At 61.4% G+C, this 24,742-nt stretch carries 16 protein-coding genes and 1 tRNA gene; 9 read left to right on the top strand and 8 right to left on the bottom strand.

Features of this window, described 5'->3' with window-relative positions:
- The first annotated feature begins 110 nt into the window (after positions 1-110).
- Entirely contained in the window at positions 111-1,271 is a 1,161-nt protein-coding gene (locus GYM54_RS15100) for an HD-GYP domain-containing protein (protein WP_219852937.1), read from the top strand.
- A gap of 222 nt (positions 1,272-1,493) precedes the next feature.
- On the top strand, positions 1,494-2,981 hold the full coding sequence (locus GYM54_RS15105; protein ID WP_197444841.1) for a SulP family inorganic anion transporter: 1,488 nt from the start codon (positions 1,494-1,496) through the stop codon (positions 2,979-2,981).
- A gap of 30 nt (positions 2,982-3,011) precedes the next feature.
- On the opposite strand, the gene cfaB is transcribed toward GYM54_RS15105, so the two are convergent.
- From cfaB to uvrD, 7 genes are all read right to left on the bottom strand, one after another.
- Positions 3,012-4,193 (bottom strand): C17 cyclopropane fatty acid synthase CfaB, encoded by a 1,182-nt coding sequence (cfaB, locus tag GYM54_RS15110; RefSeq protein WP_197444842.1) that lies wholly within the window; start codon positions 4,191-4,193, stop codon positions 3,012-3,014.
- 203 nt (positions 4,194-4,396) lie between these two features.
- A tRNA-Sec gene (locus tag GYM54_RS15115) sits at positions 4,397-4,492 on the bottom strand.
- Positions 4,493-4,535: 43 nt separating this feature from the next.
- Positions 4,536-6,455 carry a selenocysteine-specific translation elongation factor gene (gene selB / locus GYM54_RS15120; RefSeq protein ID WP_197444843.1) on the bottom strand — a complete coding sequence of 640 codons (1,920 nt, stop codon included), beginning with the start codon at positions 6,453-6,455 and terminating at the stop codon, positions 4,536-4,538.
- Positions 6,452-7,861 carry an L-seryl-tRNA(Sec) selenium transferase gene (selA, locus tag GYM54_RS15125; RefSeq protein ID WP_197444844.1) on the bottom strand — a complete coding sequence of 470 codons (1,410 nt, stop codon included), beginning with the start codon at positions 7,859-7,861 and terminating at the stop codon, positions 6,452-6,454. The genes selB and selA overlap by 4 nt, the downstream gene beginning before the upstream one ends.
- 430 nt (positions 7,862-8,291) lie before the next feature.
- Positions 8,292-9,134, bottom strand: coding sequence for a Tim44 domain-containing protein (locus tag GYM54_RS15130; protein WP_197444845.1), 843 nt, complete (start codon positions 9,132-9,134; stop codon positions 8,292-8,294).
- A gap of 133 nt (positions 9,135-9,267) precedes the next feature.
- Positions 9,268-10,377, bottom strand: a complete 1,110-nt coding sequence (locus tag GYM54_RS15135; RefSeq protein WP_197444846.1) for a TRAP transporter substrate-binding protein — start codon at positions 10,375-10,377, stop codon at positions 9,268-9,270.
- A 49-nt stretch (positions 10,378-10,426) separates the two neighbouring features.
- Positions 10,427-12,619, bottom strand: a complete 2,193-nt coding sequence (gene uvrD / locus GYM54_RS15140) for a DNA helicase II (RefSeq protein WP_197444847.1) — start codon at positions 12,617-12,619, stop codon at positions 10,427-10,429.
- Positions 12,620-12,849: 230 nt separating this feature from the next.
- Between uvrD and GYM54_RS15145 the strand changes: the two genes are divergently transcribed.
- From GYM54_RS15145 to GYM54_RS15165, 5 genes are all read left to right on the top strand, one after another.
- A complete protein-coding gene (locus GYM54_RS15145) occupies positions 12,850-15,690 on the top strand; it encodes a bifunctional diguanylate cyclase/phosphodiesterase (protein WP_197444848.1) in 2,841 nt (946 codons plus the stop codon).
- A 185-nt stretch (positions 15,691-15,875) separates the two neighbouring features.
- On the top strand, positions 15,876-18,002 hold the full coding sequence (locus GYM54_RS15150; RefSeq protein WP_197444849.1) for a type VI secretion system tip protein VgrG: 2,127 nt from the start codon (positions 15,876-15,878) through the stop codon (positions 18,000-18,002).
- Complete coding sequence (locus GYM54_RS15155; protein ID WP_197444850.1) at positions 17,999-18,853, top strand: DUF4123 domain-containing protein; 855 nt, start codon at positions 17,999-18,001, stop codon at positions 18,851-18,853. Before GYM54_RS15150 ends, GYM54_RS15155 begins: the two co-directional genes overlap by 4 nt.
- Entirely contained in the window at positions 18,850-19,590 is a 741-nt protein-coding gene (locus GYM54_RS15160) for a hypothetical protein (protein WP_197444851.1), read from the top strand. Before GYM54_RS15155 ends, GYM54_RS15160 begins: the two co-directional genes overlap by 4 nt.
- Positions 19,591-21,768: a lipase family protein gene (locus GYM54_RS15165; protein WP_231752151.1), complete on the top strand. Its 2,178-nt coding sequence runs from the start codon at positions 19,591-19,593 to the stop codon at positions 21,766-21,768. It abuts the gene before it with no gap.
- Positions 21,769-21,900: 132 nt separating this feature from the next.
- On the opposite strand, the gene yegQ is transcribed toward GYM54_RS15165, so the two are convergent.
- Positions 21,901-23,256, bottom strand: coding sequence for a tRNA 5-hydroxyuridine modification protein YegQ (gene yegQ / locus GYM54_RS15170; RefSeq protein ID WP_197444852.1), 1,356 nt, complete (start codon positions 23,254-23,256; stop codon positions 21,901-21,903).
- 180 nt (positions 23,257-23,436) lie between these two features.
- Here yegQ and GYM54_RS15175 point away from each other — a divergent pair, with 180 nt between their 5' ends.
- On the top strand, positions 23,437-23,904 hold the full coding sequence (locus GYM54_RS15175; RefSeq protein ID WP_197444853.1) for a DUF2243 domain-containing protein: 468 nt from the start codon (positions 23,437-23,439) through the stop codon (positions 23,902-23,904).
- A gap of 3 nt (positions 23,905-23,907) precedes the next feature.
- Positions 23,908-24,717 (top strand): cytochrome c oxidase assembly protein, encoded by an 810-nt coding sequence (locus GYM54_RS15180; protein ID WP_197444854.1) that lies wholly within the window; start codon positions 23,908-23,910, stop codon positions 24,715-24,717.
- Positions 24,718-24,742: the final 25 nt, after the last annotated feature.

Consider the following 24,742-nt stretch of genomic DNA (forward strand, 5'->3'; position numbering starts at 1 on the left):
TTAACCGCGCATAACCGGACGGCGTCGATGGCTATGATTGCCACTGCGGTTATCCCCTGCAGAGGTATTGAGTGCTCAGGAAAATCTCCACAAACCAGCTCCGGTTCGGGATGTACATTCAGGCCATCGACGGGAGCTGGTTTTCGCATCCGTTCTGGCGAACCCGCTTCGTCCTCAACGATCCGTCGGATCTGCAGGCGCTGCGCAGTAGCGGGGTGCCGGCTGTCTGGATCGATACCGAGCAAGGTGTGGATATCGCTGATGCAGCTGCGGCGACAACCGAACCCCATCCCGCCGTCGAGGCACCTATCAACGAGTTACCCGTGCGGGCCGCAACCTGCAGCGCCCGTGATGAAATGCAGCGGGCCTCTCGCGTGCTCGACCGCTCGAAGCAGGCAGTGGCTTCGTTGTTCAACGAGGCGCGTCTGGGCAATGCCGTGGACGCGCAGGCGTGCCTGCCGGTGGTCGAGGAAATCAGTGAATCCCTCGCGCGTAATGCTTCGGCGTTGATCGGTCTGGCCAGGCTGAAGGATCGTGACGAGTACACCTACATGCACTCGGTCAGCGTCTGCGCCTTGATGGTGTCGCTTGCTCGCCAGCTTGGACTGAATGAAAGCCTTACTCGCGAGGCAGGCCTGGCTGGGCTGCTGCACGACGTCGGCAAGATGGCGATGCCACCGCAGGTGCTCAATAAACCTGGCAAGTTGACCGATGCCGAGTTCGACATCATGCGTGCTCATCCCGAGCGTGGCCACGCGATGCTTGTGCACAGCGGCACGATGCCCGAGGCGGTACTGGACGTGTGCTTGCACCATCATGAAAAGGTCGATGGCAGCGGTTACCCGCACGGGCTGAAGGGTGAACAGATCAGCCTGTTCGCGCGCATGGGCGCGGTGTGCGATGTGTACGATGCGATCACCTCCAGGCGCCCCTACAAGGAGGCCTGGGACGCCGCCGGTTCGCTCTCGCGAATGGCGCAGTGGAAGGGGCATTTCGATACCGGCGTGTTTCACGCGTTCGTCAAATCGGTGGGCATCTATCCGCTCGGTACGTTGGTCCGGCTGGAATCCGGTCGGCTGGGCGTGGTTGTCGACCAGAACCCCGGCAAGCTGACGGAGCCGGTGCTGCGCCTGTTCTATTCGACCAGAACGAAGATGCCCATCGCCCCGGAGGAACTGGACCTGTCGCGCCGCCACGGTGAAGACCGCATCGTCAGCCGTGAAGACCCGGTTACTTGGGGCTTCGCCAATCTGGATGATTTCTGGCGCTAGCGATGCAGGCTATCAGGTGGCCATCGCCGGTTGCGGCGTGATCCGCTATCCTTCGCCGCCCTTGCAGCGACTCTCCGCCTGAGCAGCAGCTCGGCGCGATCAATCTGCATTCCCCGCGCTTCGATTAGCGCGGTTCGCCCTACATTCGAAACTGGAACGGCTCTGTCAGCCGGCGCATCGCGTCGGGTCTGCAGCTGCCGCTTTTTCCCCTTTGGATAGCCCATGCTCCACTCGATCAAGCAAAACTGGTTCGGCAATATTCGTGGCGACGTGCTTTCCGGGCTCGTCGTCGCCCTGGCGTTGATTCCCGAGGCCATCGCCTTTTCCATCATCGCCGGCGTCGACCCTCGGGTCGGCCTGTACGCCTCCTTCTGCATCGCCGTGGTGATCGCCTTCGTCGGTGGCCGGCCGGCGATGATTTCCGCAGCCACCGGCGCCATGGCGCTGCTGATGGTGACCCTGGTGCGCGAGCATGGTCTGCAATACCTGCTGGCGGCGACGCTGCTCTGCGGCGTGTTGCAGATTATCGCCGGCTACCTGCGCCTGGGCTCGCTGATGCGCTTCGTCTCGCGCTCGGTGGTGACCGGCTTCGTCAATGCGCTGGCGATCCTGATCTTCATGGCGCAGCTGCCGGAGCTGACTAACGTCACCTGGCACGTCTACGCGATGACGGCGGCGGGCCTGGGCATCATCTACCTGTTCCCCTACGTGCCGAAGATCGGCCGGGTGATTCCGTCGCCGCTGGTGTGCATCCTCATGCTGACGGCCGTGGCCATCTATCTCGGCCTGGATATCCGCACCGTCGGCGACATGGGCGAGCTGCCCGACACCCTGCCGATCTTCCTCTGGCCGGAGGTGCCGCTGACCTTCGAGACCCTGCAGATCATCTTCCCGTATTCCGCCGCGCTAGCGGTTGTCGGCCTGCTGGAATCGCTGATGACCGCGACCATCGTCGATGAGATGACCGACACCGGCAGCGACAAGAACCGCGAATGCAAAGGCCAGGGCGTAGCCAACATCGCTTCCGGCCTGTTCGGCGGGATGGCTGGCTGCGCAATGATCGGCCAGTCGGTGATCAACGTGAAATCCGGCGGCCGCACGCGGCTGTCGACCCTGATCGCCGGCGTGGTGCTGTTGCTGTTGGTGGTGTTCCTCAGCGACTGGGTCAGCCAGATCCCCATGGCGGCGCTGGTGGCGGTGATGATTATGGTCTCCATCGGCACCTTCAGCTGGGATTCGATCCGCAACCTCCGGCGCTACCCGCTTTCCACCAATATCGTCATGGTGGTCACCGTGGCGGTCGTGGTCTTCACCCACAACCTGGCCTATGGCGTGCTGGCCGGCGTGCTGCTGGCGGCGATGTTCTTCGCCAACAAGGTCGGCCATTACCTGCATATCGACTCGGAGCTGGATGCCGAAGGCGGGCAGCGAACCTATCGTGTGGTTGGCCAGGTGTTCTTCAGCTCGTCGGAGAAATTCACCACGGCCTTCGACTGCAAGGAAGCCCTCGCCAAGGTCATCATCGACCTCAGCCACGCGCATTTCTGGGACATCACCGCCGTCTCGGCGCTGGACAAGGTGGTGCTCAAGTTCCGCCGCGAGGGCGCTGAGGTCGAGGTGCTGGGCATGAACGAAGCCAGCGCGACCATCGTCGACCGCTTCGGCACCCACGATAAGCCTGAAACCACCGATACGCTGATGAGCCATTGATCGCGTACGCGCCAGGCAAGTGTCTGGCGCCTATCGGTACAGATCGGCCCGCGACCAGGGCACCTCATGGGAGCCATCCGGTAGCGGTTTGCTCGCCAGGATCTGGTGCAGGTTGATCCAGTTGCGACGGAAACCATAGGCACAGCCGGCCAGATAGACACGCCAGATGCGCAACGCACGCTCGGGAATCATCTGCCGGGCCTCGGCCAGATTCGCTTCCAGGCGCTGGCTCCAGAAATCCAGCGTACGTGCGTAATGCAGGCGCAGGCTCTCCACGTCGACGATTTCCAGCCCCGATTCGCTGATGCAGGCACCGATCTTCACCAGATGTGGCAGCTCGCCGTGGGGGAACACGTAACGGTCGATGAACTCGCCGGCGCCATGCCCCACCGGTCGCCCATCGATGTGCCGCGAGGTGATGCCATGGTTCATCACCAGACCACCGGGGCGCACCACTTCCGACAGTTGCTGGCAGTACAGAGGGAGGTTGGCGTGGCCGACATGCTCGAACATGCCGACACTGACCACCTTGTCGAACTGGCCGTTTTTGGGCAGGTCGCGGTAGTCCATCAGTTCCAGCTGCACTTGGCCTTCCAGTCCTTCGGCGGCGACGCGCTCGCGCCCGAGCTTGAGCTGCTCGCGACTGAGGGTGATGCCGAGCACTTCTGCGCCGAACTCCCGCGCGGCAAAGCGCGCCAGCCCACCCCAGCCACAGCCGACGTCCAGCAGGCGGTCGCCGGGCTTCAGCCGCAGCTTGCGACACAGATGGCGCAGCTTGGCCTGCTGGGCCTGGTCGAGATCTTCCGTGCCGGTCTCGAAATAGGCGCATGAGTAAACCATGTCGCGGTCCAGCCAGAGCTGATAGAACTCGTTGGACAGGTCGTAGTGATAGGAAATGGCCTCGGCATCGGTGGTCTTATCGTGGGATTCGCGCGTCGGCAGGACAGTGGCATCGCCACCCAGAGCGCGGGTGATTTCATCGCCGATGCGGATTACCTCTTCAAGCGGGCCGTGCAGATCGATCTTGCCCTCGACGTAAGCACCGCCCAGCAGGGCGAGACTGGGATGAGCCAGCTGCGCGATCAGGTTCGGATCCTTGATCTCCAGCGTCACGCTCGGCGCGGGACCGATGTCGATTTCGTTGCCGTCCCATAGCCGCAGACGCAACGGCAACGCCAGGTTTTGCAGGGCCGGAAGCAATGTTGCCAACATGCTCGTTCTCCTTTTCCACGCGTGTTGAAAAGGCTAGACCAACAATTCGAGTTTGCAGCGGGCTAGGAATAGTTTTTAGCTATCGGGCAGATAGGCAAGCGGCTCAGAGCGAACCGTCGACCAGCCAAGCTCTACGAGAAGGTGCCTACAGACCTGCGCGCCGTGAGCGCCCGGGAATAGGGCGAATTGAGCGAAGCGGATAATGGCGGAAGGCAGTGGGAGTCGAACCCACCCGGGAACGGCTGCCGCCCCCAACCGGGTTTGAAGCCCGGCCGCACCACCGGGTGCGATTGCCTTCCAGAGACGTGCCCGAACGGGGCTGGAATCTGGAAGTGCTGCAGCCTACCCGACCTCAGCCTCTGAGGCCAAGGCGCTGTCGGGTCGCACCTTGCGTTCGTTGCCGAAGCGCCGGGTGAGGCCGATGCGGTCGAAGTGCTCGAGCAGCTGGATGCTGCGCTTGCGGCCGAGCTGAATCTGGTCGCGGAACGCGGCAGCGCGGATCACGCCGTGTTGCCGTTCCATATCCACTACCCGATTGGCCAGCTGGCGGATGGTGGAGTCGGTGTAGAACAGGTCTTTGACGACCTGTTGCAGCATTCCTATGCGGGACAGCTTGCGCAACAGATGACGAACCTTGTCCTCGTCGATGCGCAGTTCGCCGGCCAGATCGCGGACCCAGGGTGGATCGAAACGGGCGGATTCCAGCAGCGGCCATAGCCGGGCTTTCAGCGCTTCTTCCTCGTCGCTCAGCCGAACGCGGTGCCCAGGCAGGTGCAGCCAGGGACCGCTGGCTTCGATCTTTCCGGCCGCCAGCGTTTGTTCCAGCAACGCTAAATATATCGGTCGCTCGAGCTGAGGTAGCGCGTAGCGGCGCAGGCGGTCGCGATCCGGACCCAGCTCGTCCGGTTGGGCTTCGTGGAAGCGCTGCAATGCCGCCACAAGACTTTGGCCGAGGTAGTCCCAGGTGTCGCGGTCGAACAAGCGCGGGCCAAGCCGTGTGGTAATTTCCAGGGCTTCGTCCGGCAGCTTCCAGGTGTGTCGCGGACGGTTGAACTGCCGTTCCAGCAACGCCGGCTCCAGACCGTTGATCGCGCTGGGCAGCAGCCCCGGCAGGATGTGTTCCAGTGTTTCGCCGTCCAGTGCGCGCAATACCGCTAGGCGTGCCTGGCGGTGCCGATTGCGCGGCGGAGCGAAGGGATCGAGCACCCGTCCGCCGCCCAGGGTCCGCTGTGCGGATTGGTCGCGCAGTATCACGCGATCGCCGTGTACCGCATGAGCCGGCGCATTCAGCAACAGCTGCGCATGCACGCGGCCGCCGGGCGCCAGGTATTCGCCTTCCAGCAGGGCAATCCGGCCGGTGACGTCCTGCGCACCAAGGTGAATGTGTACCGGCGTCCAATGGCGCAGTTCGCGAACTTCGCTGGGCAACAGGGTGAATTCGATATCGATGCGCTGGGTTGCGGCCTGTAGCTCGGGTTTCAGCAGCCAGTCGCCCCGGCTGATTTGCTCTGTCGCAAGGCGTTCGCCGGCGAGGTTCAGGGCGACCCGCTGACCTGCATGGGCCTCGTCGGACGCCTGGTTCTGCGCATGCAGTCCGCGTACCCGAACGGTTCGTCCGGCTGGGCTCAGGGTCAGTTCGTCCCCCACGCGCACCCGGCCCGCGAAGGCCGTGCCGGTCACGACGACGCCGGCACCGACGACGCTGAATGCGCGGTCAATGGCCAGGCGGAAATAACCGTTGCCGCAACCCGAGCGTATATCTGCGGCCTGCTCGATTAGCGCCGAACGGAGCGCATCGATCCCTTCTCCGCTGATACTGGACACCGGGAAGATTGGTGCGCCGGCCAGCGGACCGGCCTGCAACAGCGCTTCGACTTCCTGGCGCGCTTGGTCAGTGCGCGCTGGGTCGACCCGGTCGATCTTGGTCAGCGCCACCAGCGCGCGGCGGATGCCCAGCAATTCGATGATGGCTAGATGCTCGCGTGTCTGCGGCATTACGCCGTCATCGGCAGCGACCACCAGCAGCACGCAGTCGATGCCGCAAGCACCGGCCAGCATGTTGTGCACGAAGCGCTCGTGACCGGGTACGTCGATGAAACCGGTGAGGTTTTCTGAATTGCCAAGCGAGGCGTACAGGTAACCGAGGTCGATGGTGATGCCGCGCAGGCGTTCCTCGCGACGACGATCGCCCTCTTGCCCGGTCAGGGCCTTGAGTAAAGCCGTCTTGCCGTGGTCGATGTGGCCGGCGGTACCGATGATCATGGCATCAGCTCCCGCTGCAGGTGCGGCAGCTGTTCCAGCAGTGCCGCCTCGTCGTCCAGTTGCCGAAGGTCGAGCCAGAGCGCGTCTTCGGCGAGCCGGCCAAGGACCGGGATCGGTAGGCAACGTAAGGCTTCTTCCAGCTGGCGCAGGCTGCGACCGCGCAGCCGTTTGGGTTGCAGCGGGCTGATACGAACCGCGGCACTTGGCAGTCGTGCCACCGGCTGTGCGCCGCTGCCGATCATGCCCAGCGCGTCGCGGACGGCAACCTGCCAGTTTTCGCCGAGCGCCGTGGCGATTGCCGGCGCAATTCGTTCGGCTTGTGCACGGATCTGCTCCTGCGGGCGGCTGAGCAGGCGCAGGCTGGTCAGGCGTTCGGCGAGGCGATCAGGGTCGCGATAAAGATTGAGCACCGCTTCCAGCGCAGCCAGGGTCAGTTTGTCGACGCGCAGGGCGCGTTTGAGCGGATTTTTCTTGATCTTCTGGATCAGCTCGCGGCTGCCTACGATCAGCCCGGCCTGGGGGCCGCCGAGCAGTTTGTCGCCACTGAAGGTGACGATATCGGCGCCGTCGCGCAGGGCTTCCTGCACGGTCGGCTCCTTCGGTAGGCCCCAGCGCGACAGGTCGACCAGACTGCCACTGCCTAGGTCCTCCAGCAGCGGCAAGCCATGCGCTCGGGCGATGGACGCCAGCTCAGCTGTGGCGACGCTAGCAGTGAAGCCCTGCACGCTGTAATTGCTGGTATGTACACGCATCAGCAGGCCGCTGCGCGGGCCGATGGCGTTTTCGTAGTCGCGCACGTGGGTGCGGTTGGTGGTGCCCACTTCATGCAGCTTTACCCCGGCACGCGCCATGATGTCGGGAATGCGGAAGGCGCCGCCGATTTCGATCAGCTCGCCGCGAGAAATGATGCCTTCCTTGCGTGCACCTAGGCTATTGAGGGCCAGCAGAACGGCGGCGGCATTGTTGTTGACTACGGTGACGGCTTCGGCACCGGTCAGCTCGCGGATCAGCCCTTCGATCAGGTCGTCGCGGTCGCCGCGCTTGCCGCTGGCCAGATCGAATTCCAGGTTCAACGGGTAGCGAGCTGCGAGGGTGATCGCCTCGATGGCTTCGTCGGGCAGCAGCGCGCGGCCGAGGTTGGTGTGCAGCACCGTGCCGGTAAGGTTGAATACGCGACGTATGCGGCTGCGGTGCTGGCTGGCGAGGCGCTCTCCGGCGCGCCCGGCAAGCACGGCCTCTGACAGCTCCAGCGCGGCGAGCTGACCGTGGCGGGCCGGCTCGCGTAACTCATCGAGCAGATCGCGTAGCGTGCCGAGCAGCGCTTCGCGGCCGTAGCGCTGCTGCAGGGGCGCGCAAGCAGGCGCGCGCAACAGACGGTCCACCGAGGGCAGGCGAACGCTGCTCATGGCTGATTATCCGGTCGGTGGCTCGGTACGAAAGCGGCGGTGGGAGCGCTCGTCGTGCTGACGACGTAAAACCCTGTCATGAGGTTGCCTGACACGCAGGACTCCATTCTTTTTAGTATTTTCCGAGCAGCATAGACGCTTAATTCTTCACAGGGTTCAGCCGAGCGGCGCGCTTCCTGCTGCCAAAAAACGAAAAAACCTGGGCAAGCCGGGTTCAAAATGCAGTTAAAGGAAACAGCGCCGCTCGGAGGGCGGGTCCTAAGCCGTTTCGCTGACCCTTTTTTCTGAGTTGTAGGCTCTGGTTGGTGAGGTCGGGTCAGGACGAACCGCAATAAAACGATTCGCCTTAAAAACGAAACCCCGCATTTAGCGGGGTTCGTTATCAAACTGAACTCAATTAAGCCGGGGCTCTCGGCTACGCCTGCGTGTATCAGGCGTTCTGACGGATACCCGCGACCAGCCACGGCTGGTTCTCGCCCTGTGCACGCTCCATGCGCCAGCTTTCGCTGAAGGGCTCGCCCTGATCGAAGCGCGAGTTTTTCGCGACGCCGGTGAAGGTCAGCGTGGCGGTGGTCTTCTCGGCATTGTCGTCCACGCCGTCGAGCTGGATCTGCAGATCGTCGACATAGGTCGACTGGTAGGCGTCGCCAATCTCGGCACGCTCACGCTTGAGGAATTCGAGCAGCTGCGGCGTGACGAACTCGGCGATCTTGTCCATTTCGTTGGCGTCCCAATGCTGCTGCAGCGACATGAAATGCTCGCGCGCCGCGCCAACGAAGCTCTGCTCGTTGAACCAGGCCGGCGCGTTGATCACCGGGGCCTTGGCAACGGCTGCGCTGCTACCGCCAAAAATGGACGGTTGCTGCGGCATTTCGCGCTGCATCGGCGCATGGCCGGCCACGGCTGGCTGCTGCTGGCGACGGCGGGCGGCCAGGAAGCGGAACAGCAGGAAAGCGATCGCACCGAAGATCAGGATATCCATGAACTGAATACCCTCGAAGCCGTCGCCCATGAACATCGAGGCGAGTAGACCGCCAGCGGCGAGGCCGGCCAGCGGGCCGAGCCAGCGTGAAGCACCGCTGGCTGCGGCCGGCTGTTGGCGTCCTGCTTGCTGCGCGGCTGCGTCATTGCGTTGTTGAGGCTGCGCCTGACGGGTCTGGTGGCTGGGCGCCGAGCCAAAGCTCTTGCCGCCGCCGAAACGCTTGGCGTGCACGTCGAGACTGAGAGTCAGGCCGATACACAGCGCCATGAAAATGCTGAGCACACGTTGCATTTGGTATTCCTGGTATGGGTGAAATTACAGGCTGATGTTGCACGGCCCGCTCGGGCCGCGCCAGTTGGAGAGTGTTTCGGGTTTTTGCTCGCTGCGCTTGTTGGATAGACGACAAGCGCAGCGAGTCTTTGGCTCATCGCCAGTTGTACAGCTCTTTTTCGGAAATTTCATGCATGGGTTTGACCTGCGCCTGGAACGCCTTCATCGACGCCCAGATACGGCCGTTCAGCTCGCTTTGTGCGGCCAGTTCGCCTAGGACGGCATCGGACTGCTCACGCATGGCGGCCAGCACTTCATCGGGGAAACGCTTCAGTTCGGTGCCCTGCTGCTTCAACTGATCGAGTGCAAGTGCGTTGTTGTAGACGTAATCGTCGATCATGTCGCGGCTTGCAGCACCGGCGGCCTCGGTGAGGATGGCGCGCAGATCCTCCGGCAGGCTGTCCAGCGCTTTCTGGTTGACCAGCAGTTCCAGCACCGCCTGCGGCTCCTGCCAGCCGGGGTAGTAGTAGTACTTCGCCGCCTTATGCAGGCCGAAAGCTAGGTCGTTGTAGGGGCTGACCCAGTCGGTGGCATCGATCGCGCCGGTTTGCAGCGCGGTGAAGACTTCGCCGCCGGGCATGTTGACGGTGGTCGCGCCGAGACGGCTCAGCACCTCGCCGCCCAGGCCGGGGGTGCGAATCTTCAATCCCTCAAGGTCCTGCAGCGAGTTGATTTCCTTGTTGAACCAGCCGCCCATCTGCATGCCGGTGTTACCCACGACGAACGGCTTGACGCCGTGCGGTGCGTAGGCTTCGTCCCAGAACGCTTGGCCGCCGCCACGGGTCAGCCAGGCATTCATTTCGCTGGTCGAGAGGCCGAAGGGAACCGAGGTGAAGAATTGCGCCGTGGGCACTTTGCCCTTCCAGTAATAGGCGGCGCCGTGGCCGACTTCGGCGGTGCCGCGCGAGACCGCGTCGAATACCTCGAGGGCAGGCACCAGCTCGCCGGCGGCATAGACCTTGATGGTCAGCCGCCCATTGCTCATGGCATTGACGCGCTCAGCCAACCGTTCGGCTGAAGTGCCCAAGCCTGGATAGTTCTTCGGCCAGGCGGTGACCATCTTCCAGTTGTAGGTTTTAGGCGCTTCGCTGGTGGCCGGTTGCGACTCAGCGGTGGATTCGACTTTCTTCTCATCGTTACAGCCTGCAAGGCCGAGCGTTGCAAGCAGGGCAGCGGCGGCACCAAACAAGTGACGGCGTTTCATGAGTGAGGTTTTCCTTTGACGATTTTATTAGTATCGGTTGACGTGCACGTCATAGCGTTTGGAGTTTGGCATAACTGAGCATCAGCCACTTGCTGCCTTCGCTTTCGAAATTCACCTGAACGCGAGCTTGTGCGCCGGAGCCCTCGAAGTTCAGGATGGTGCCCTCGCCAAATAGCGAGTGCGAGACGCGTTGGCCAAGATTGAATGGCGTTTCCGGCACATTGGCGCCGTCGAACAGGGAGCCGCCGCTCATGCCCCGGCTGTTGAAGCTGCGACTCACGGTATTGCTCAGGCGGACTTCGCTGATCAGCGCGGGCGGCACTTCGCGGATGAAGCGCGAGATCTTGTTATAGGTCTCGCTGCCATATAGCCGGCGTGTTTCGGCGTAAGTGACGATCAGCTGCTGCATGGCGCGGGTGATGCCGACGTAGGCGAGGCGGCGTTCCTCTTCGAGACGGCCCGGTTCTTCCAGGCTCATCTTGTGCGGGAACAGGCCTTCTTCCATGCCCACCAGGAACACCAGGGGGAACTCCAGGCCCTTGGCGCTGTGCAGTGTCATCAACTGCACGCTGTCCTCGTGATCGCCTGCCTGCTGCTCGCCGGCTTCCAGCGAAGCGTGGTCGAGGAAGGCGGCCAGCGGTGTCTGCTCGTCTTCTTCCTCTTCGCTGTAGTTATCGAAGGCGCGTGCGGCGGAGACCAGTTCCTCGAGGTTTTCCACCCGTGCCTGGGCTTTCTCGCCTTTTTCGTCGCGGTGATAGGCGAGCAGACCGGATTGCTCGATGACCAACTGCGCCATGTTGTGCAGCTGCATGCCTTCGACTTTGAGCGCGAGGCTATCGATCAGCTCGACGAAGGCGTTCAGCGCGCTGGCAGCGCGGCCGGAAACCACCTTGGTGCCGACCGCCTGGTGCAGCGCCCCCCATAGCGACAAGCCTTGCGCGCGGGCCAGCTGGCGCAGCGCTTCGACGGTTTTCTCGCCGATACCGCGTGCCGGCACGTTGATCACCCGCTCCAGCGCCGCGTCGTTATCGCGGGTTTGGATCAGGCGCAGGTAGGCCATGGCGTTCTTGATCTCGGCGCGCTCGAAGAAGCGTTGGCCGCCGTAGATGCGGTAGGGAATCTTCTCGCGCAGCAACGCCTCTTCCAGCACCCGCGACTGGGCGTTGGAGCGATAGAGGATGGCGATTTCGCTGCGCGCCAGGCCTTCTTTCTTGATCGCGCTTTCGATGCTCTCGACCACATACCGCGCTTCGTCGTGTTCGTTGAACGCGGCATAAAGGCTGATCGGCTCGCCTTCGCAGCCTTCGGTCCAGAGCTCCTTGCCCAACCGCCCATGGTTGTTGGCGATCAAAGCGTTGGCGGCCTTGAGGATGCAAGCGGTGGAGCGGTAGTTCTGCTCCAGGCGGATGGTTTCGGCGTCTTGGAAGTCTTCGCTGAACTGGTGCAGGTTTTCGACCCGCGCGCCGCGCCAGCCGTAGATGGACTGATCGTCGTCGCCCACCACCATCAGGCTCTCGCCACCCTTGGCCAGCAGGCGCAGCCAGGCGTACTGCACGGCGTTGGTGTCTTGGAACTCGTCCACCAGAATGTGGCGGAAGCGCCGCTGATAGTGGTCGAGCAGCCCCGGGTTGTCGCGCCACAGATCCAGGGCGCGCAGCAGCAGCTCGGAAAAATCGATGACGCCTGCGCGCGCGCAGGCCTCTTCGTACGCCTGGTAGATGCTCAGCATCGTTGCCAGGAATAAGTCGCCGCTGGGCTGGATGTGCTTCGGCCGCAGCCCTTCATCCTTCTGCCCGTTTATCCACCATTGGGCCTGGCGCGCCGGCCAGCGCTGTTCGTCGAGCCCCAGTTCGCGGATCACCCGCTTGACCAGCCGCTGCTGGTCGTCGGAATCGAGAATCTGAAAGTTCTGTGCCAGCTTGGCTTCCTGCCAATGCGCGCGGAGCAGGCGGTGCGCCAGCCCGTGAAAGGTGCCGACCCACATGCCCTGCGGGTTGACCTGCATCAGCTGTTCGATACGCTGGCGCATCTCGGCGGCGGCCTTGTTGGTGAAGGTCACCGACAGAATCGAATGCAGCGAGGCGCGCTCGACCTGGTGCAGCCAGGCGATGCGGTGCACCAATACGCGGGTCTTGCCCGAGCCGGCGCCAGCGAGGACCAATTGACGACCTAGCGGCGCGGCCACGGCCTGGCGCTGGGCGTCGTTGAGGGAGTTCAGGAGGAGAGAGAGATCGTCATGCATGGGCGCCATTCTATCCGCAAACCGGTTCGGCTCGCTCGCGCAACGGACGGGCGCGTTGACTCGAGCGTCACTGGATCAGGTTTGCCGCGCCAGACGCAACGCCCAGGATGCAAAGGCGTTCTCGTTCGTTGGTCGGAACGCACTGTTGTCTTTGGCCGGCAACATGCCATCATCCGGACCATCAGCTGCGGCGAACAATGCTTTTCAGACACCTATAACAAGAGTGCTCGATGATCGATTCTGCACAGGCAACCCAATCGGCGTTACTGACCCAGGACGACCAGGCCGTTCTCGCCTGCGCTGATATCGAGCAGCGAACCGAGCGTACACGGTTGCTTTATCAGAGTTCCCGGATCTCGCTCGTGCTGTTGCTGGTCGCCGTTGCGGTGTTCCTCGGCCTGCTCTGGAACAAGGTCCCGCTACTGGAATTGACGTTGTGGTCGGGCTGCACCCTGTTGCTGGCGCTGTGGCGGTTGCAGCAAGCGAGCGCATTCGACAGGGCCGCTGCGAAAGATCAGCAACGACCATATTGGCACCGGACATTCTTGCTGGGCAGCGGTATGACAGCGATCACGCTGTGCTACGCGATCGTGGCACTGGTGCCTGACGACAGTTTCATCCAGCAAACCCTGCTCTACGGCGCGACCGGGTCGGTGGTCGTTACCGGCGCCGTGACCAGTGGCGTATCGCTTCGTGCCTTCTTCATCTTCACCATACCCAGCCTGCTGCCCTCCGCCGTCGTGCTGTTGAGCAGCGACCAGTTACAACAGCTGGGCTGGGGCGTGTTGACCGTCGTGGTGCTGCTGACGCTCTGCATGATTGCCTGGCAGACCAATCACCTGCTGACTGCGAGCTTGCGCCAGCGCTATCACAACCAGCAGCTGATCGCGCGCCTGCAGCTCATGCACAGTGAGGCCACTCAGCTGAACGACGAGCTGGCAGGCGAGGTCGAGCAACGGCGGCACGCCGAAGGTCTGCTGCGCGAGACGCTTGACGGGCTCGAACAGCGTGTGACCGAACGCACGGCGGAGCTGAGCGAAAGCGAGGCGCGATTGAACCTAGCGCTCGAAGCCAGCGGTCTGGGGTTGTGGGATTGGGATCTCGAGCATGACGAAGTCCATCATTCGCGTATGGAAGTGGTGTTCGGCATTGGCCAAAGCGCCCGGTTATTGCTGGCCGACCCGCTACGGCCCAAGGTTCATCCTGATGACCTGTCGCAGGTGCGAAACGCCGTCATCGCCCACCTCAAAGGTGAAACCGAGCTATACACGGCGCGCTATCGTGCGGTGAAAGCGGACGGCAGCTGGCTGTGGATGGAAGATTGCGGGCGGGTCATCAAACGTGATGCCAATGGCCGTGCGCAGCGGATGATCGGTACTCGTCGCGATATCAGCGAGGCTCATCGACAGACCGAGCAGCAGCGTCTGGCGGCCACGGTATTCGACGCGGCCGGCGAGGGCATGGCGATCATGGATGCTGACTTCCGCCTGCTGGCAGTCAACGATGCCTGTTGTGCACTGTCCGGCTATTCGCGGGAGGAACTCATCGGGCGTAGCGTCGCGCGGCTGGCCAGTTCCGAAGACAGTCGGCAGCAGTATGCGGCGATTCGAGAATGCCTGGAGCGGGAGGGAAGCTGGCAGGGTGAGCTGATCGAAACCCGCAAGAATGGTGAAGTTTATCCTCAATGGGCGCAGTTGCATGCGGTTCGCGACAATGAGGGCAAGGTCAGCAATGTCGTGGCGTTCGTATTCGACCTCAGCGTTCGGCGGCAGGTGGAAGAGCGTCTACGCTATCTCACGCACTTCGACGAGCTAACCGGGCTGGCCAATCGCAGCCTGCTCAAGACCCGCCTGCACGATGCCTGCGAGCGGACGCACGCTAATAGCCGCGGTCTGGCGGTGCTTTATATCGACCTAGACCGTTTCAAGATCCTCAACCAGAGCCTGGGACACGAAGCGGCCGACCAGCTGCTGCGCGAAATGTCTCGGCGGCTGTCGCATACCTTTTCCGATGCGGACACTATCGCGCGGCTGTCGGGCGACGAGTTCGTGGTAGTGCTCGAAGGCTACGGCAGCCTGTCGAACCTTGCGCATAGTGGCGGCCGTCTGCTGTCACGCATCAGCAAGCCCGTGTTGATCGGTGATCAGGAACTGGTGATCAGCGCATCCATCGGTGTCAGCCTGATGCCCGACAATGCGCGCGATGCCACGTCCCTGCTGCTGCAGGCCAATATGGCGATGCAACATGCCAAACACCTGGGCGGTAACACCGTGCAGTTCTTCACCGAGCGCTTGCAAAGCACCAGTCTGGAAAATCTGAAGCTTGAAAACCAGTTGCGCCAGGCACTCGAAGAGGGGCAGCTGGAAGTCTTCTATCAGCCGCGCTTGAACGTGGCGGAGGATCGCCTCGACGCAGCCGAAGCGCTGGTGCGCTGGCGTCATCCGCAGCAGGGGCTGATGGCGGCGGGTCACTTCATTCCGCTGGCCGAAGAGACCGGTCTGATCGTCCAGGTGGGCGAGTTCGTCCTGCGCGAGGCTTGCCGGCAGGCCCGCCAATGGCAACTGGACGGGCTCGCGACGATCCGGGTTTCGGTGAACCTCTCGGTCAAACAGCTGCGCCAGGGCAATTTTGTCAGCCTGGTGCGGCAGGTGCTGGTGGAAACAGGACTGCCGGCAGAGTTGCTGGAGCTGGAGCTGACCGAGAGCCAGCTGCTCGACGACATCGACAATGCCGTCAGCATCAGCCATCAGTTGCGTGCGCTCGGCGTGAAACTCGCCATCGATGATTTCGGTACCGGCTATTCGTCGCTCAGCTACCTGAAGCGTTTCCCGGTGAACTACGTCAAGATCGACCGCTCGTTCATCTCGGAGTTGGATCAGGTCGGCGAGGATTCTGCCATCGTCCGGGCCATCATCGCGATGGTCCACAGCCTGGAGTTGAAAGTAGTCGCCGAGGGCGTCGAAACCCAGGCGCAGATGGATTTCCTCAAGGAACAGGGCTGCGACGAAATCCAGGGCTACCTGATCAGCCGCCCGGTGCCGGCCGGGCAGTTTGCCGAGTTGTTGGCGTAGGGCAGGCTGCAGCTGAGCGCCGTCTGGCCCGCACCACGATGCGAATTCGGATTCGAGCGCGACTGGCCCTGCCGGGGCCGCCCGAAACGTGATTCGAGTCATGCTGCGGCCTTGCCATCATTGAAACGGGCGTCCTCGTCGGTCAACCTCCGGCCTTCGCCTGACTCAAGGATGGAGGCCAAGGCATGCTGGATGCCAATCAAGCGCATATCACCCTCGCCATTACCGGCGCCGAAACTGATCTGCAGGTACTGGGTTTCGAAGGCCAGGAAAAGCTCAACCAACCCTACCGCTTCGATATCGAAGTGGTCAGCGAGCGGCCTGACCTCGATCTCGAGACTCTGATCAACCGCCCTGCCTATCTCGCTTTCGGCCCCGCTGGCAGGGGCGTGCACGGCGTGATCCACAGCATCGGCCAGGGTGACTCCGGCAAGCGTCTGACCCGCTATACCCTGAATCTTCGTCCGCAACTGGCCTATCTGGGTCACAGCCATGATCAGCGCATTTTCCAGCACCTCAGCGCGCCGCAGATCATCGCCCAGGTGCTGGAAGCCCACGGCATCCAGGCCGACGCCTACCGCTTCCAGCTTGGTCACGCTTATCCCGAGCGCGCCTACTGCGTGCAGTACGACGAATCCGACCTGCATTTCATTCAGCGGCTATGCGAGGAGGAAGGCATCAGCTTCCACTTCCAGCACAGCGAAGCCGGCCACGTCCTGGTGTTCGGCGACGATCAGACGGTGTTTCCGAAGCTGGCGCCGGTGGCCTACCAGCAGGATTCCGGCCTGGTCGCCGACCGGGCAGTCGTCAAGCGTTTCGGCGTGCGCCTGGAAACCCGAAGCAGCCATGCCACCTTCCGCGACTACGACTTCGAACAGCCCAGGCTTCAGATGGAAACCGGCTACGGCAGCGAGTTCGCGCCGACGCTGGAGGTCTACGACTACCCCGGCCGCTTCACCACCCGCGTCCGTGGCAAGCACTTGGCTAAACGCAGCCTGGAGCGCCTGCGCGCAGACTACGAACTGGCCGAAGGCCTCAGCGACGCTTACCTGGCGTGCGGCCATTTTCTCGCCCTCACCGACCATCCCCGGCAACAGTGGAACGACCTCTGGCTGCTCACCGAAGTGTTCCATCAGGGTAAGCAGCCACAGGTGCTGGAAGAGTCGATTAATGATGTCTCGGATGCGCTCCGCCCTGCCCCCTCTCCCCGCTGGGGCGCCCGGCTTAGGGGGGAGGGGAAAGGCCACACCGACTTTCAACAAGGCTACCGCAACCATTTCACCGCCACTCCCTGGGACATCTTCTACCGCCCCCAGCTCGACCACCTCAAACCCAAAGTCTTAGGCAGCCAAACCGCCGTCGTCACCGGCCCTGCCAGCGAAGAAATCCACTGCGACCAATACGGCCGAGTGAAAGTACAGTTCCATTGGGACCGCCAGGGCCAGGCCAACGACAAGGCAAGTTGCTGGCTGCGCGTCTCCAGCAGTTGGGCTGGCGATCGCTATGGCGGCATCGCCATCCCGCGAGTCGGCATGGAGGTACTGGTGACCTTCCTCGAAGGCGATCCCGACCAGCCATTGATTACCGGCTGCCTGTACCACGCCGAACATGTCGTGCCTTATGAACTGCCGGCCCACAAGACCCGCACCGTCTTCAAAACCCTCAGCTCACCCGGTGGCGAGGGCTACAACGAACTGCGCATCGAAGACCGTAAGGGCGCCGAACAGATCTACGTGCATGCCCAGCGCGACTGGGACCAGAACATCCAGCACGACCAGAAGATCCGCGTCGGCCACGAACGCCATGACACCGTCGAGGCCAACAGCTACAGCGAATTCCAGACCGAAGAACACCGCACCACCCACGGCGACCGCAAGACCGAAGTCAGAGCCAACGACCATCTGACCGTGGGCAACACCCAACACATCAAGATAGGCAGCGGCCAGCTCGTCGAAGCCGGCGATGAAATTCACTACTACGCCGGCAGCAAAGTCGTCATCGACGCCGGCATGGAACTCACCGCTTCAGGCGGCGGCAGCTTCCTCAAGCTCGATCCCAGTGGCGTAACGCTGAGTGGCGCCACTATCAAGATGAATTCCGGCGGGGCAGCGGGTAAGGGCTCGGGGCTGAAGATTCTCATGCCAGCGCTAGCTAACGCGGCAGACAAGGACCAAGCCGGCGCCAAGCCAAAACTGGCCCTGGCCAACACTCAGCTACAGATGGCCCGTAAAGCGAGGCATATCGGGGCCAGTCGCTGCCCGATCTGCGAAGCCTGCAGAGAAGGCGTTTGCGACACTGGTGCGGCCACATGAACGATCAGTTACGACAGTGGCTCGATGAGCAGCAGGCGCAACAACGGCAACTGCTGCTCGTCATCGACAGCCTGGCCGAACCCAATCCCATTCAGGAGCTGTTTGCCAGCAACCTGATGCAGGATTACGTCAATCTCTACCAGGGAACCGAATTTGCCGACTTAGCGGATATCGGTCCGTGGCTGGTCGCCTTGAGCGTCTCCGAGGTTGCGCAGATCCAGCCATTGCTCGATGCGCCTGAGCGCAATTGGGGCTGGCTGGCAAGTGCCGACCGCATCGATCTAACTGCCCTTGCGCAGCACTGGCGGGAACGCATGCAGGTCGATGAGAAAGGGCAGCGCTCGCTTTACCGATTTCAGGACAGCCGCGTTATCGCTCGCCATCTTGCCGAACTTGCACCGGCACAGCAGCCGTTGCTGCTCGGCCCCCTGAACAGCGCTCTTTGCTGGGATGGTGAGTGTTGGCAGTGCTTCGATAATGCACGACCGGGACAATACCCCGCTCCATTCGAAGCAGCCTGGCTGACCTTGCCTGAGCCGGATACCGTGGTGCGGGAAATCCAGCGCCATAACCTGACGCTTTGGCTGTGGCAGAACCATTCGGCGGCTACCGCCCGGCTAGCTGAAACGCGAGTACTGAGCGATTGGTTGGATGAGCAACTAGATAAAGCCGAGCACTGGCGGTGGAAGCCTTTGGAGCACATACAGTTCCTGTTGCGTTATCAACTCGATCCTGAATTCGCGGAACATCCCGCCTGGAAACCTGAGGAACGGGAATCTCCAGAGGCGCATTTCGTCAGGCTCAGCCAAGAGTTAAACGCAGCTTTTATTCCACGGGAACAACAGTCATGACCTATTTCCCTAAGACGTCACGCATCTCAACTCTACTTTGGCCTTGTCTACTGGCGACTTCCCTAAGTGCCTGTAGCGCACTCGGCTCACTCGGCGGAGAGATCTTTACCTTTGAAGGCGAGTTGCCACCTAATTTTTCCCTCAAGGCACAAGCGGAATATGACGTCGCCAATGAGTGTAGCGGCCGTAGCCAGGTCAAAACATTCGAGCAGGATTATGGGAAATCTTCCCAGCAGTATCGTTTTAAAGTTCCAGTTAATTACCGTTTTGGGCTTTGCGAGATGCAACTGGGTAAGGTCAAGCTGTTTATATATGGCCGCTATGGTGAAAAAGACTGGCAGCGAACCTATGACAATGGTGGGTTAGTAATTGTCGATAAGCTTCCTGAGGGTGCTCCGGGCTTTGGAGCGGACGGAGTTCTTACCAAGACGGCGATATGTACTTGGTGGTTTCAAGAAAGCAAGCTCTATATTGAAATATCGAAACTGCTTAATTGCAAGGGAGCTGGCGCGTATCTAACCAGAGATGAAATGCCTGGCAAAAAAGTTATGTTGTCGTTTCAAGTGAACGCTGAAGAAGAGCCGTCACACGATGATACGTGGGTGAAATTTCCAGCTGGATGGAAACCGTGCCTACCGAAACCAGGCTGGCCTAATTGCCAAAAGCCTCCGGTATTTAAAACATTCAGAATGAATGGCCGTGAATGCACCGTTTATCCTAACTGCACGGAATATTAGATGCTTAAATCAAGCAAGGACGCAACGATACCTATATTGAACTGTCCATTACTCAATTACTGGATCAGCTTTCGTCTCGTGAATGAACATGGCGATGGAGCCTCTTACGCTGGCCTCAGTTATACGTTGCATGACAGTCAGGGTCAGAAGCTTGAAGGTATCTTGAGTGATGACGGATTCGCGCGGGTAGAAGGCTGTCATTGCGGTCCAGCAATCCTGGATATTTCAGCTCAGGATACAGGTGAGTTAGACCCATGGTACAAAAGGCTGAACATTAGAAAATCGTTCAGATTGCCGCTAAAGGCTCTGCAAGTTGCAGCAGAGCAATCGTCCTCCGGGCCGCGTCGTGCCGATGGCAAAACATATCTAGCGGAAGCTCGCGCATCACAAGAGGGTGCGCGTTTTTTTCGAGTCGAAGTTAGCAATTTTGCAGAAGCTAGAGGTCATTTACCTGACGCCGACGAGACATGGAAACCGAAGCCTCCGAACATTCCTAAACGAAATGCAGGTTTACCGGAAGGCCAGCCGGGGATTGTCTTAAGGGTAGAGAACGCTCATTACGTGCTCGAAGTTAAAGCACTGCGCGCCTACAGCCCGCTGATCTCAAGAGATAAAGAATTCTGCGCACTGAACGCTTATCACCTAGCTGTAATGAGCACTTTTGCTTATGCCCCCTTCAGCGAGGAGCCGACATCATCTGACCGTTATGAATCGTCGCCGCCGCCTTACACATCGCTCGGCAGCATCGGACATGTACTGCAGAGTCAATTGGGTCGCCTGGTCAAGCCGACACAGTTCAACACGGCCGGACCCTACCATTTGCTCTGCGAGGAAGTGCCCTACTCCAAGCGCCTGGAGATCATGCCCTACGATCCCGAGCGTTATACGCAAGAAGCGGAAGAGGGCTGGAAGAACCCGGAGGATGTGCACTTCCTTTATGACAATGACTCCAGCACCCAGGCGTTCATCACCCACAACGACAAGATCATGCTGATTTCGGTGCGCGGCACCCAGGAGCTGCTCGCCGACGCTAGCCTTGACCTGGATGCTCGCCAAGTACCCTACGAAAGGAAAGGCCAGGCGCACCGTGGTTTCTACGGCGGCTTCCTGGCGGTGAAGCCCTTTGTCGAACGTTACATGGAGGCGTTCTACACCGGCGAACAGACACTCATCATCTGTGGGCACAGCCTCGGGGGTGCTATCGCCTTGCTGCTGGCGGAATGGCTGCGTTGCCTACCCACTGGCCCCGATGTCGTCCTGTACACCTACGGCGCACCTCGTGCCGGCGACCGTGCGTTCGTTCAGGCTGCTCAATCGCTGACCCACCATCGCATCGTCAATCACGATGATCCCATTCCCGCCTTGCCGCTACCTTGGATGGATGCCGAGTGGAAACTGGCGCTGCCTGGTACTGCGCTGCTTTTCAGCTCTCCGGTGGTGGGCATCGTGTTGTTGCTGGCAGGACTGGTCAATCTGCACGGTGATCCCTACGAGCACCATGGCGAGCAGCGGCATTTCATGCCACGCAAGCCGGGCGGCGGGAGCGAGGCGGCCATTCTCTGGCAGCCGGGCTGTGCACTTATCGACGAGCAAACCTGCGCGCGCTACGTGGGTGAGATCGCCCTCGACGGGGATATGCCCAAACGCATTCCGCTGTGGGGACCTCATCATTCCAGCGATAGCGGCTACGCTCGGGCTGCCCTGACGACGCTGCTGCGCTGGCATGACAGCGCCGAGAAACGTGAAGGAGCATTGTTCACCGATGGTGAAATACGCGATATCTACGCTCAGGTAAGGAGCGTCCAGCAACTCCTGGAGAGCTGGCAGCCACGCTCCTTCAATGAGTTCCGTTGGGAGGCCCGGCGCAGCGGCGACATGCGTTTCTATGGCAAAAGTGATCTGGAGCTACGCGCCATTTATGCCGACGCGCTCCAGAAAGGCCAACATCTTCGTAACGAGCAGGAGCAGGCCCTCTCACGTGCACAGCAGCGCTTGCTGGCCCAAGCCGAGCGCGTCGTGACGCAGCGCAGCGTATTTGGCGAGCATGCGGGGCGAGCGGAAATAGTCGAGCTGGTTGCGCAATGGCGGGCCCTTGAAGAAAACCAAGCGGCGGAGAAGCTGGCTGGGGTCAGTGTCAAAACTTACCCAGCTATGCCTAGAGGCAAATCGCTCGCCTAACCCGGGGCTCGATGGTGTTGTCGGAAATTTATCGGCGCGTTCGCTGTAATAGGCGCGACCGAAACACTTAGGACGCGAGGCTTGGTTTGACTGTCCGCCTGCGGAAACTTCGCCCTCCAACTCCGCGCTGGCTCACCCTCTCGTCGTCCCACCCTGCAACTCACGCATCAATAGCCCATATCGCAGATCTATATCTTCCGGCACTGGCAGATAGACGGTGTGGCCATCGCCGGGAGCGACCTTGATGGCTTCGCCGCGCTTGTTCTCCAGTGCTTCCAGGCGCAGGTTGAGGTTGCCTTGTGGTGTCATCAGTTCCAGCTTATCGCCGACGGCGAAGCGGTTCTTCACCTTCACTTCGGCCAGGCCGTTGCGGAGTTCGCCGGTCAGTTCGCCGACGAACTGCTGGCGTTCGGAGAGCGAGAAGCCGCGTTCGTAGTTCTGGTATTCGTCATGCACGTGGCGGCGTAGGAAGCCTTCGGTGTAGCCGCGGTGGGCGAGGGATTCGAGGGTGTCCATCAGCGACTTGTCGAACGGCTTGCCCGCCAGCGTATCGTCGATGGCCTTGCGGTAGACCTGGGCGGTACGCGAGACGTAGTAATGGCTCTTGGTACGGCCCTCGATCTTCAGCGAACGCACGCCCATCCGTACTAGGCGCTCGACATGCTGCACGGCGCGCAGGTCCTTGGAGTTCATGATGTAGGTGCCGTGTTCGTCCTCGCTGACTTCCATGAACTCGCCGGGGCGGCTGGAATCCTCCAGCAGGAACAGCTCGTCGGTGGGCTTGCCCACGCCGAGGGTTGGTTCGGCGCGCTGCACGGCGATCGGCTCGTACTGGTGCACTACTTCGCCGAGTTCGTTTTCTTTCGCCTCGTGAGTCTTGTATTCCCAGCGGCAAGCGTTGGTGCAGCTGCCCTGGTTGGGGTCGCGCTTGTTGATGTAGCCCGAGAGCAGGCAGCGGCCGGAATAGGCCATGCACAGCGCGCCGTGGACGAACACCTCCAGCTCCATGCCCGGCACCTGCTCGCGAATCTCGCCGATCTCCTCCAGCGACAGCTCGCGCGAGAGGATCACCCGGCTCACGCCCTGCTGGTGCCAGAACTTCACCGTGGCCCAGTTCACCGCGTTGGCCTGCACCGACAAATGAATGATCATCTCGGGGAAATGCTGGCGAACCAGCATGATCAGGCCGGGATCGGACATGATCAGCGCGTCCGGCCCCATCGCCACCACCGGCTCCAGGTCCCTGATGAAGGTCTTCAGCTTGGCGTTGTGCGGGGCGATGTTGACCACCACGTAGAACTGCTTGCCCAGCGCGTGCGCCTCGTCGATGCCGAGCTTGAGGTTGGCATGGTCGAACTCGTTGTTGCGTACCCGCAGGCTGTAGCGCGGCTGACCGGCATACACAGCGTCGGCGCCGTAGGCCAAGGCGTAGCGCATAGATTTCAGGGTGCCGGCGGGCGATAGCAGTTCAGGGTGCGAGCGGGGCATGGTGGGGTGACTCTATACCGATAAAACGTGCGGATTCTAAGGTGTTGCTCGGTGCTTTCACTGAGCCAGATCAAGAACGTGGCGAACTCAGCCGCCGAACCTCAGTCACTCATAAACAGGGCTTGGGTCGACTACCACACGTTCCGATACGAGCCAAACCGCCCACATTCGGAGGCCATCGTGAGTGCCAAGCCTGTCGATGCCAGGGGCAGCCTGATCGCAACGATCTTTCTCGGGATCGGCCTGATGGCAGCGGTCGATGAGATCGTCTTTCATCAGATCCTCGCCTGGCACCACTTCTTCGATCGCTCGACGCCTGCCATCTCGCTTCTGTCCGATGGTTTGTTACATGCAGCCGAGCTGCTGATGCTAGCGGCCGGGTTCTATCTGTTCGTCAAGCTGAGCCGCGAACGAGCTGTCTCGCGCCTACATGCCTGGGCCGGTTTGTTCTTTGGCGCAGGCGGCTTCCAGCTGTTCGATGGCATCGTCGATCACAAGCTGCTGCGTCTGCATCAGGTGCGGTATGTCGACAATCTCTTGCCGTACGATCTAGCCTGGAATGGCTTTGGCATTTTGTTATTGGTGATTGGCGTGGTGATCTGGCGACGCGCCGGCGCCAGCCGACCGACTCGCAGGCCGGGCGCCTAGCCGATGGCGCACGACGCCCATCTACTGACACTGGCGGGTGCCTTCGTACTGGTGATGCTGACGCTGAACCTGTGGTTCGCCTATGTGCTCGGTGTGTATCGCCAGCGCAGGCGCCGCAAGGTCTGGAGTTGCTCGCGGCTGGTCAGCTTCACGTTCGGCTGTGTTTTGCTGGTCTTCGCACTTTCGCCGCCTATGCTCGAGTGGGGTCATGCCGACCTGCGCGGGCACATGTCGCAGCACCTGCTGCTTGGGATGTTCGCGCCTATCGCGCTGATGCTCGGTGCGCCGGGTACATTGCTGCTGCGTAGCGTGCCGGCGACGACTGCGCGGCGCATCATGGAGATTGCCAGTACCCGACCGGTGCGCTGCCTGACTCATCCGATTGCCGCGCTGCTATTGGATATTGGTGCGCTCTATCTGTTGTATCTCACACCGCTCTACCGGCTGAGCTTCAGCGAGCCGCTGTTGCACCTGTGGTTGCATGTGCATTTCGTGCTGGCTGGTTACCTCTTCAGCTGGTCGATCGCCGGGTCTGATCCCGCGCCATATCGGCCAGGCATGCGGGTGCGGCTGGCGGTACTGTTCGTCGCCACGGCCGCTCACGCCGTGCTCGGCAAGCTGATGTATGCCTACGGTTTTCCACGGAATGCAGGCCACGACCTGGCAGAAATCGAAGCAGCCGCGCAATTGATGTATTACGGCGGTGACTTCGCCGAGCTGCTGCTGGCCATCGTGTTCTTTGCCGCCTGGTATCGGCGACGCCGAATGCCCGATGCGGTCAGCGAATGGCAGACGGCAAACCGCCGGGCCTAGCGCGAGCCGGGTCCGGCGGTTCGGG

It is taken from the genome of Pseudomonas sp. MTM4 (assembly GCF_019355055.1).
Taxonomy (GTDB): domain Bacteria; phylum Pseudomonadota; class Gammaproteobacteria; order Pseudomonadales; family Pseudomonadaceae; genus Stutzerimonas.

Bases quoted from the DNA above. Each gene is read 5' to 3' on its own strand.
- GYM54_RS15100 (WP_219852937.1), top strand. From the start codon at position 111: ATGTACATTCAGGCCATCGACGGGAGCTGGTTTTCGCATCCGTTCTGG.
- GYM54_RS15105 (WP_197444841.1), top strand. From the start codon at position 1,494: ATGCTCCACTCGATCAAGCAAAACTGGTTCGGCAATATTCGTGGCGAC.
- cfaB (WP_197444842.1), bottom strand. From the start codon at position 4,193: ATGTTGGCAACATTGCTTCCGGCCCTGCAAAACCTGGCGTTGCCGTTG.
- selB (WP_197444843.1), bottom strand. From the start codon at position 6,455: ATGATCATCGGTACCGCCGGCCACATCGACCACGGCAAGACGGCTTTA.
- selA (WP_197444844.1), bottom strand. From the start codon at position 7,861: ATGAGCAGCGTTCGCCTGCCCTCGGTGGACCGTCTGTTGCGCGCGCCT.
- GYM54_RS15130 (WP_197444845.1), bottom strand. From the start codon at position 9,134: ATGCAACGTGTGCTCAGCATTTTCATGGCGCTGTGTATCGGCCTGACT.
- GYM54_RS15135 (WP_197444846.1), bottom strand. From the start codon at position 10,377: ATGAAACGCCGTCACTTGTTTGGTGCCGCCGCTGCCCTGCTTGCAACG.
- uvrD (WP_197444847.1), bottom strand. From the start codon at position 12,619: ATGCATGACGATCTCTCTCTCCTCCTGAACTCCCTCAACGACGCCCAG.
- GYM54_RS15145 (WP_197444848.1), top strand. From the start codon at position 12,850: ATGATCGATTCTGCACAGGCAACCCAATCGGCGTTACTGACCCAGGAC.
- GYM54_RS15150 (WP_197444849.1), top strand. From the start codon at position 15,876: ATGCTGGATGCCAATCAAGCGCATATCACCCTCGCCATTACCGGCGCC.
- GYM54_RS15155 (WP_197444850.1), top strand. From the start codon at position 17,999: ATGAACGATCAGTTACGACAGTGGCTCGATGAGCAGCAGGCGCAACAA.
- GYM54_RS15160 (WP_197444851.1), top strand. From the start codon at position 18,850: ATGACCTATTTCCCTAAGACGTCACGCATCTCAACTCTACTTTGGCCT.
- GYM54_RS15165 (WP_231752151.1), top strand. From the start codon at position 19,591: ATGCTTAAATCAAGCAAGGACGCAACGATACCTATATTGAACTGTCCA.
- yegQ (WP_197444852.1), bottom strand. From the start codon at position 23,256: ATGCCCCGCTCGCACCCTGAACTGCTATCGCCCGCCGGCACCCTGAAA.
- GYM54_RS15180 (WP_197444854.1), top strand. From the start codon at position 23,908: ATGGCGCACGACGCCCATCTACTGACACTGGCGGGTGCCTTCGTACTG.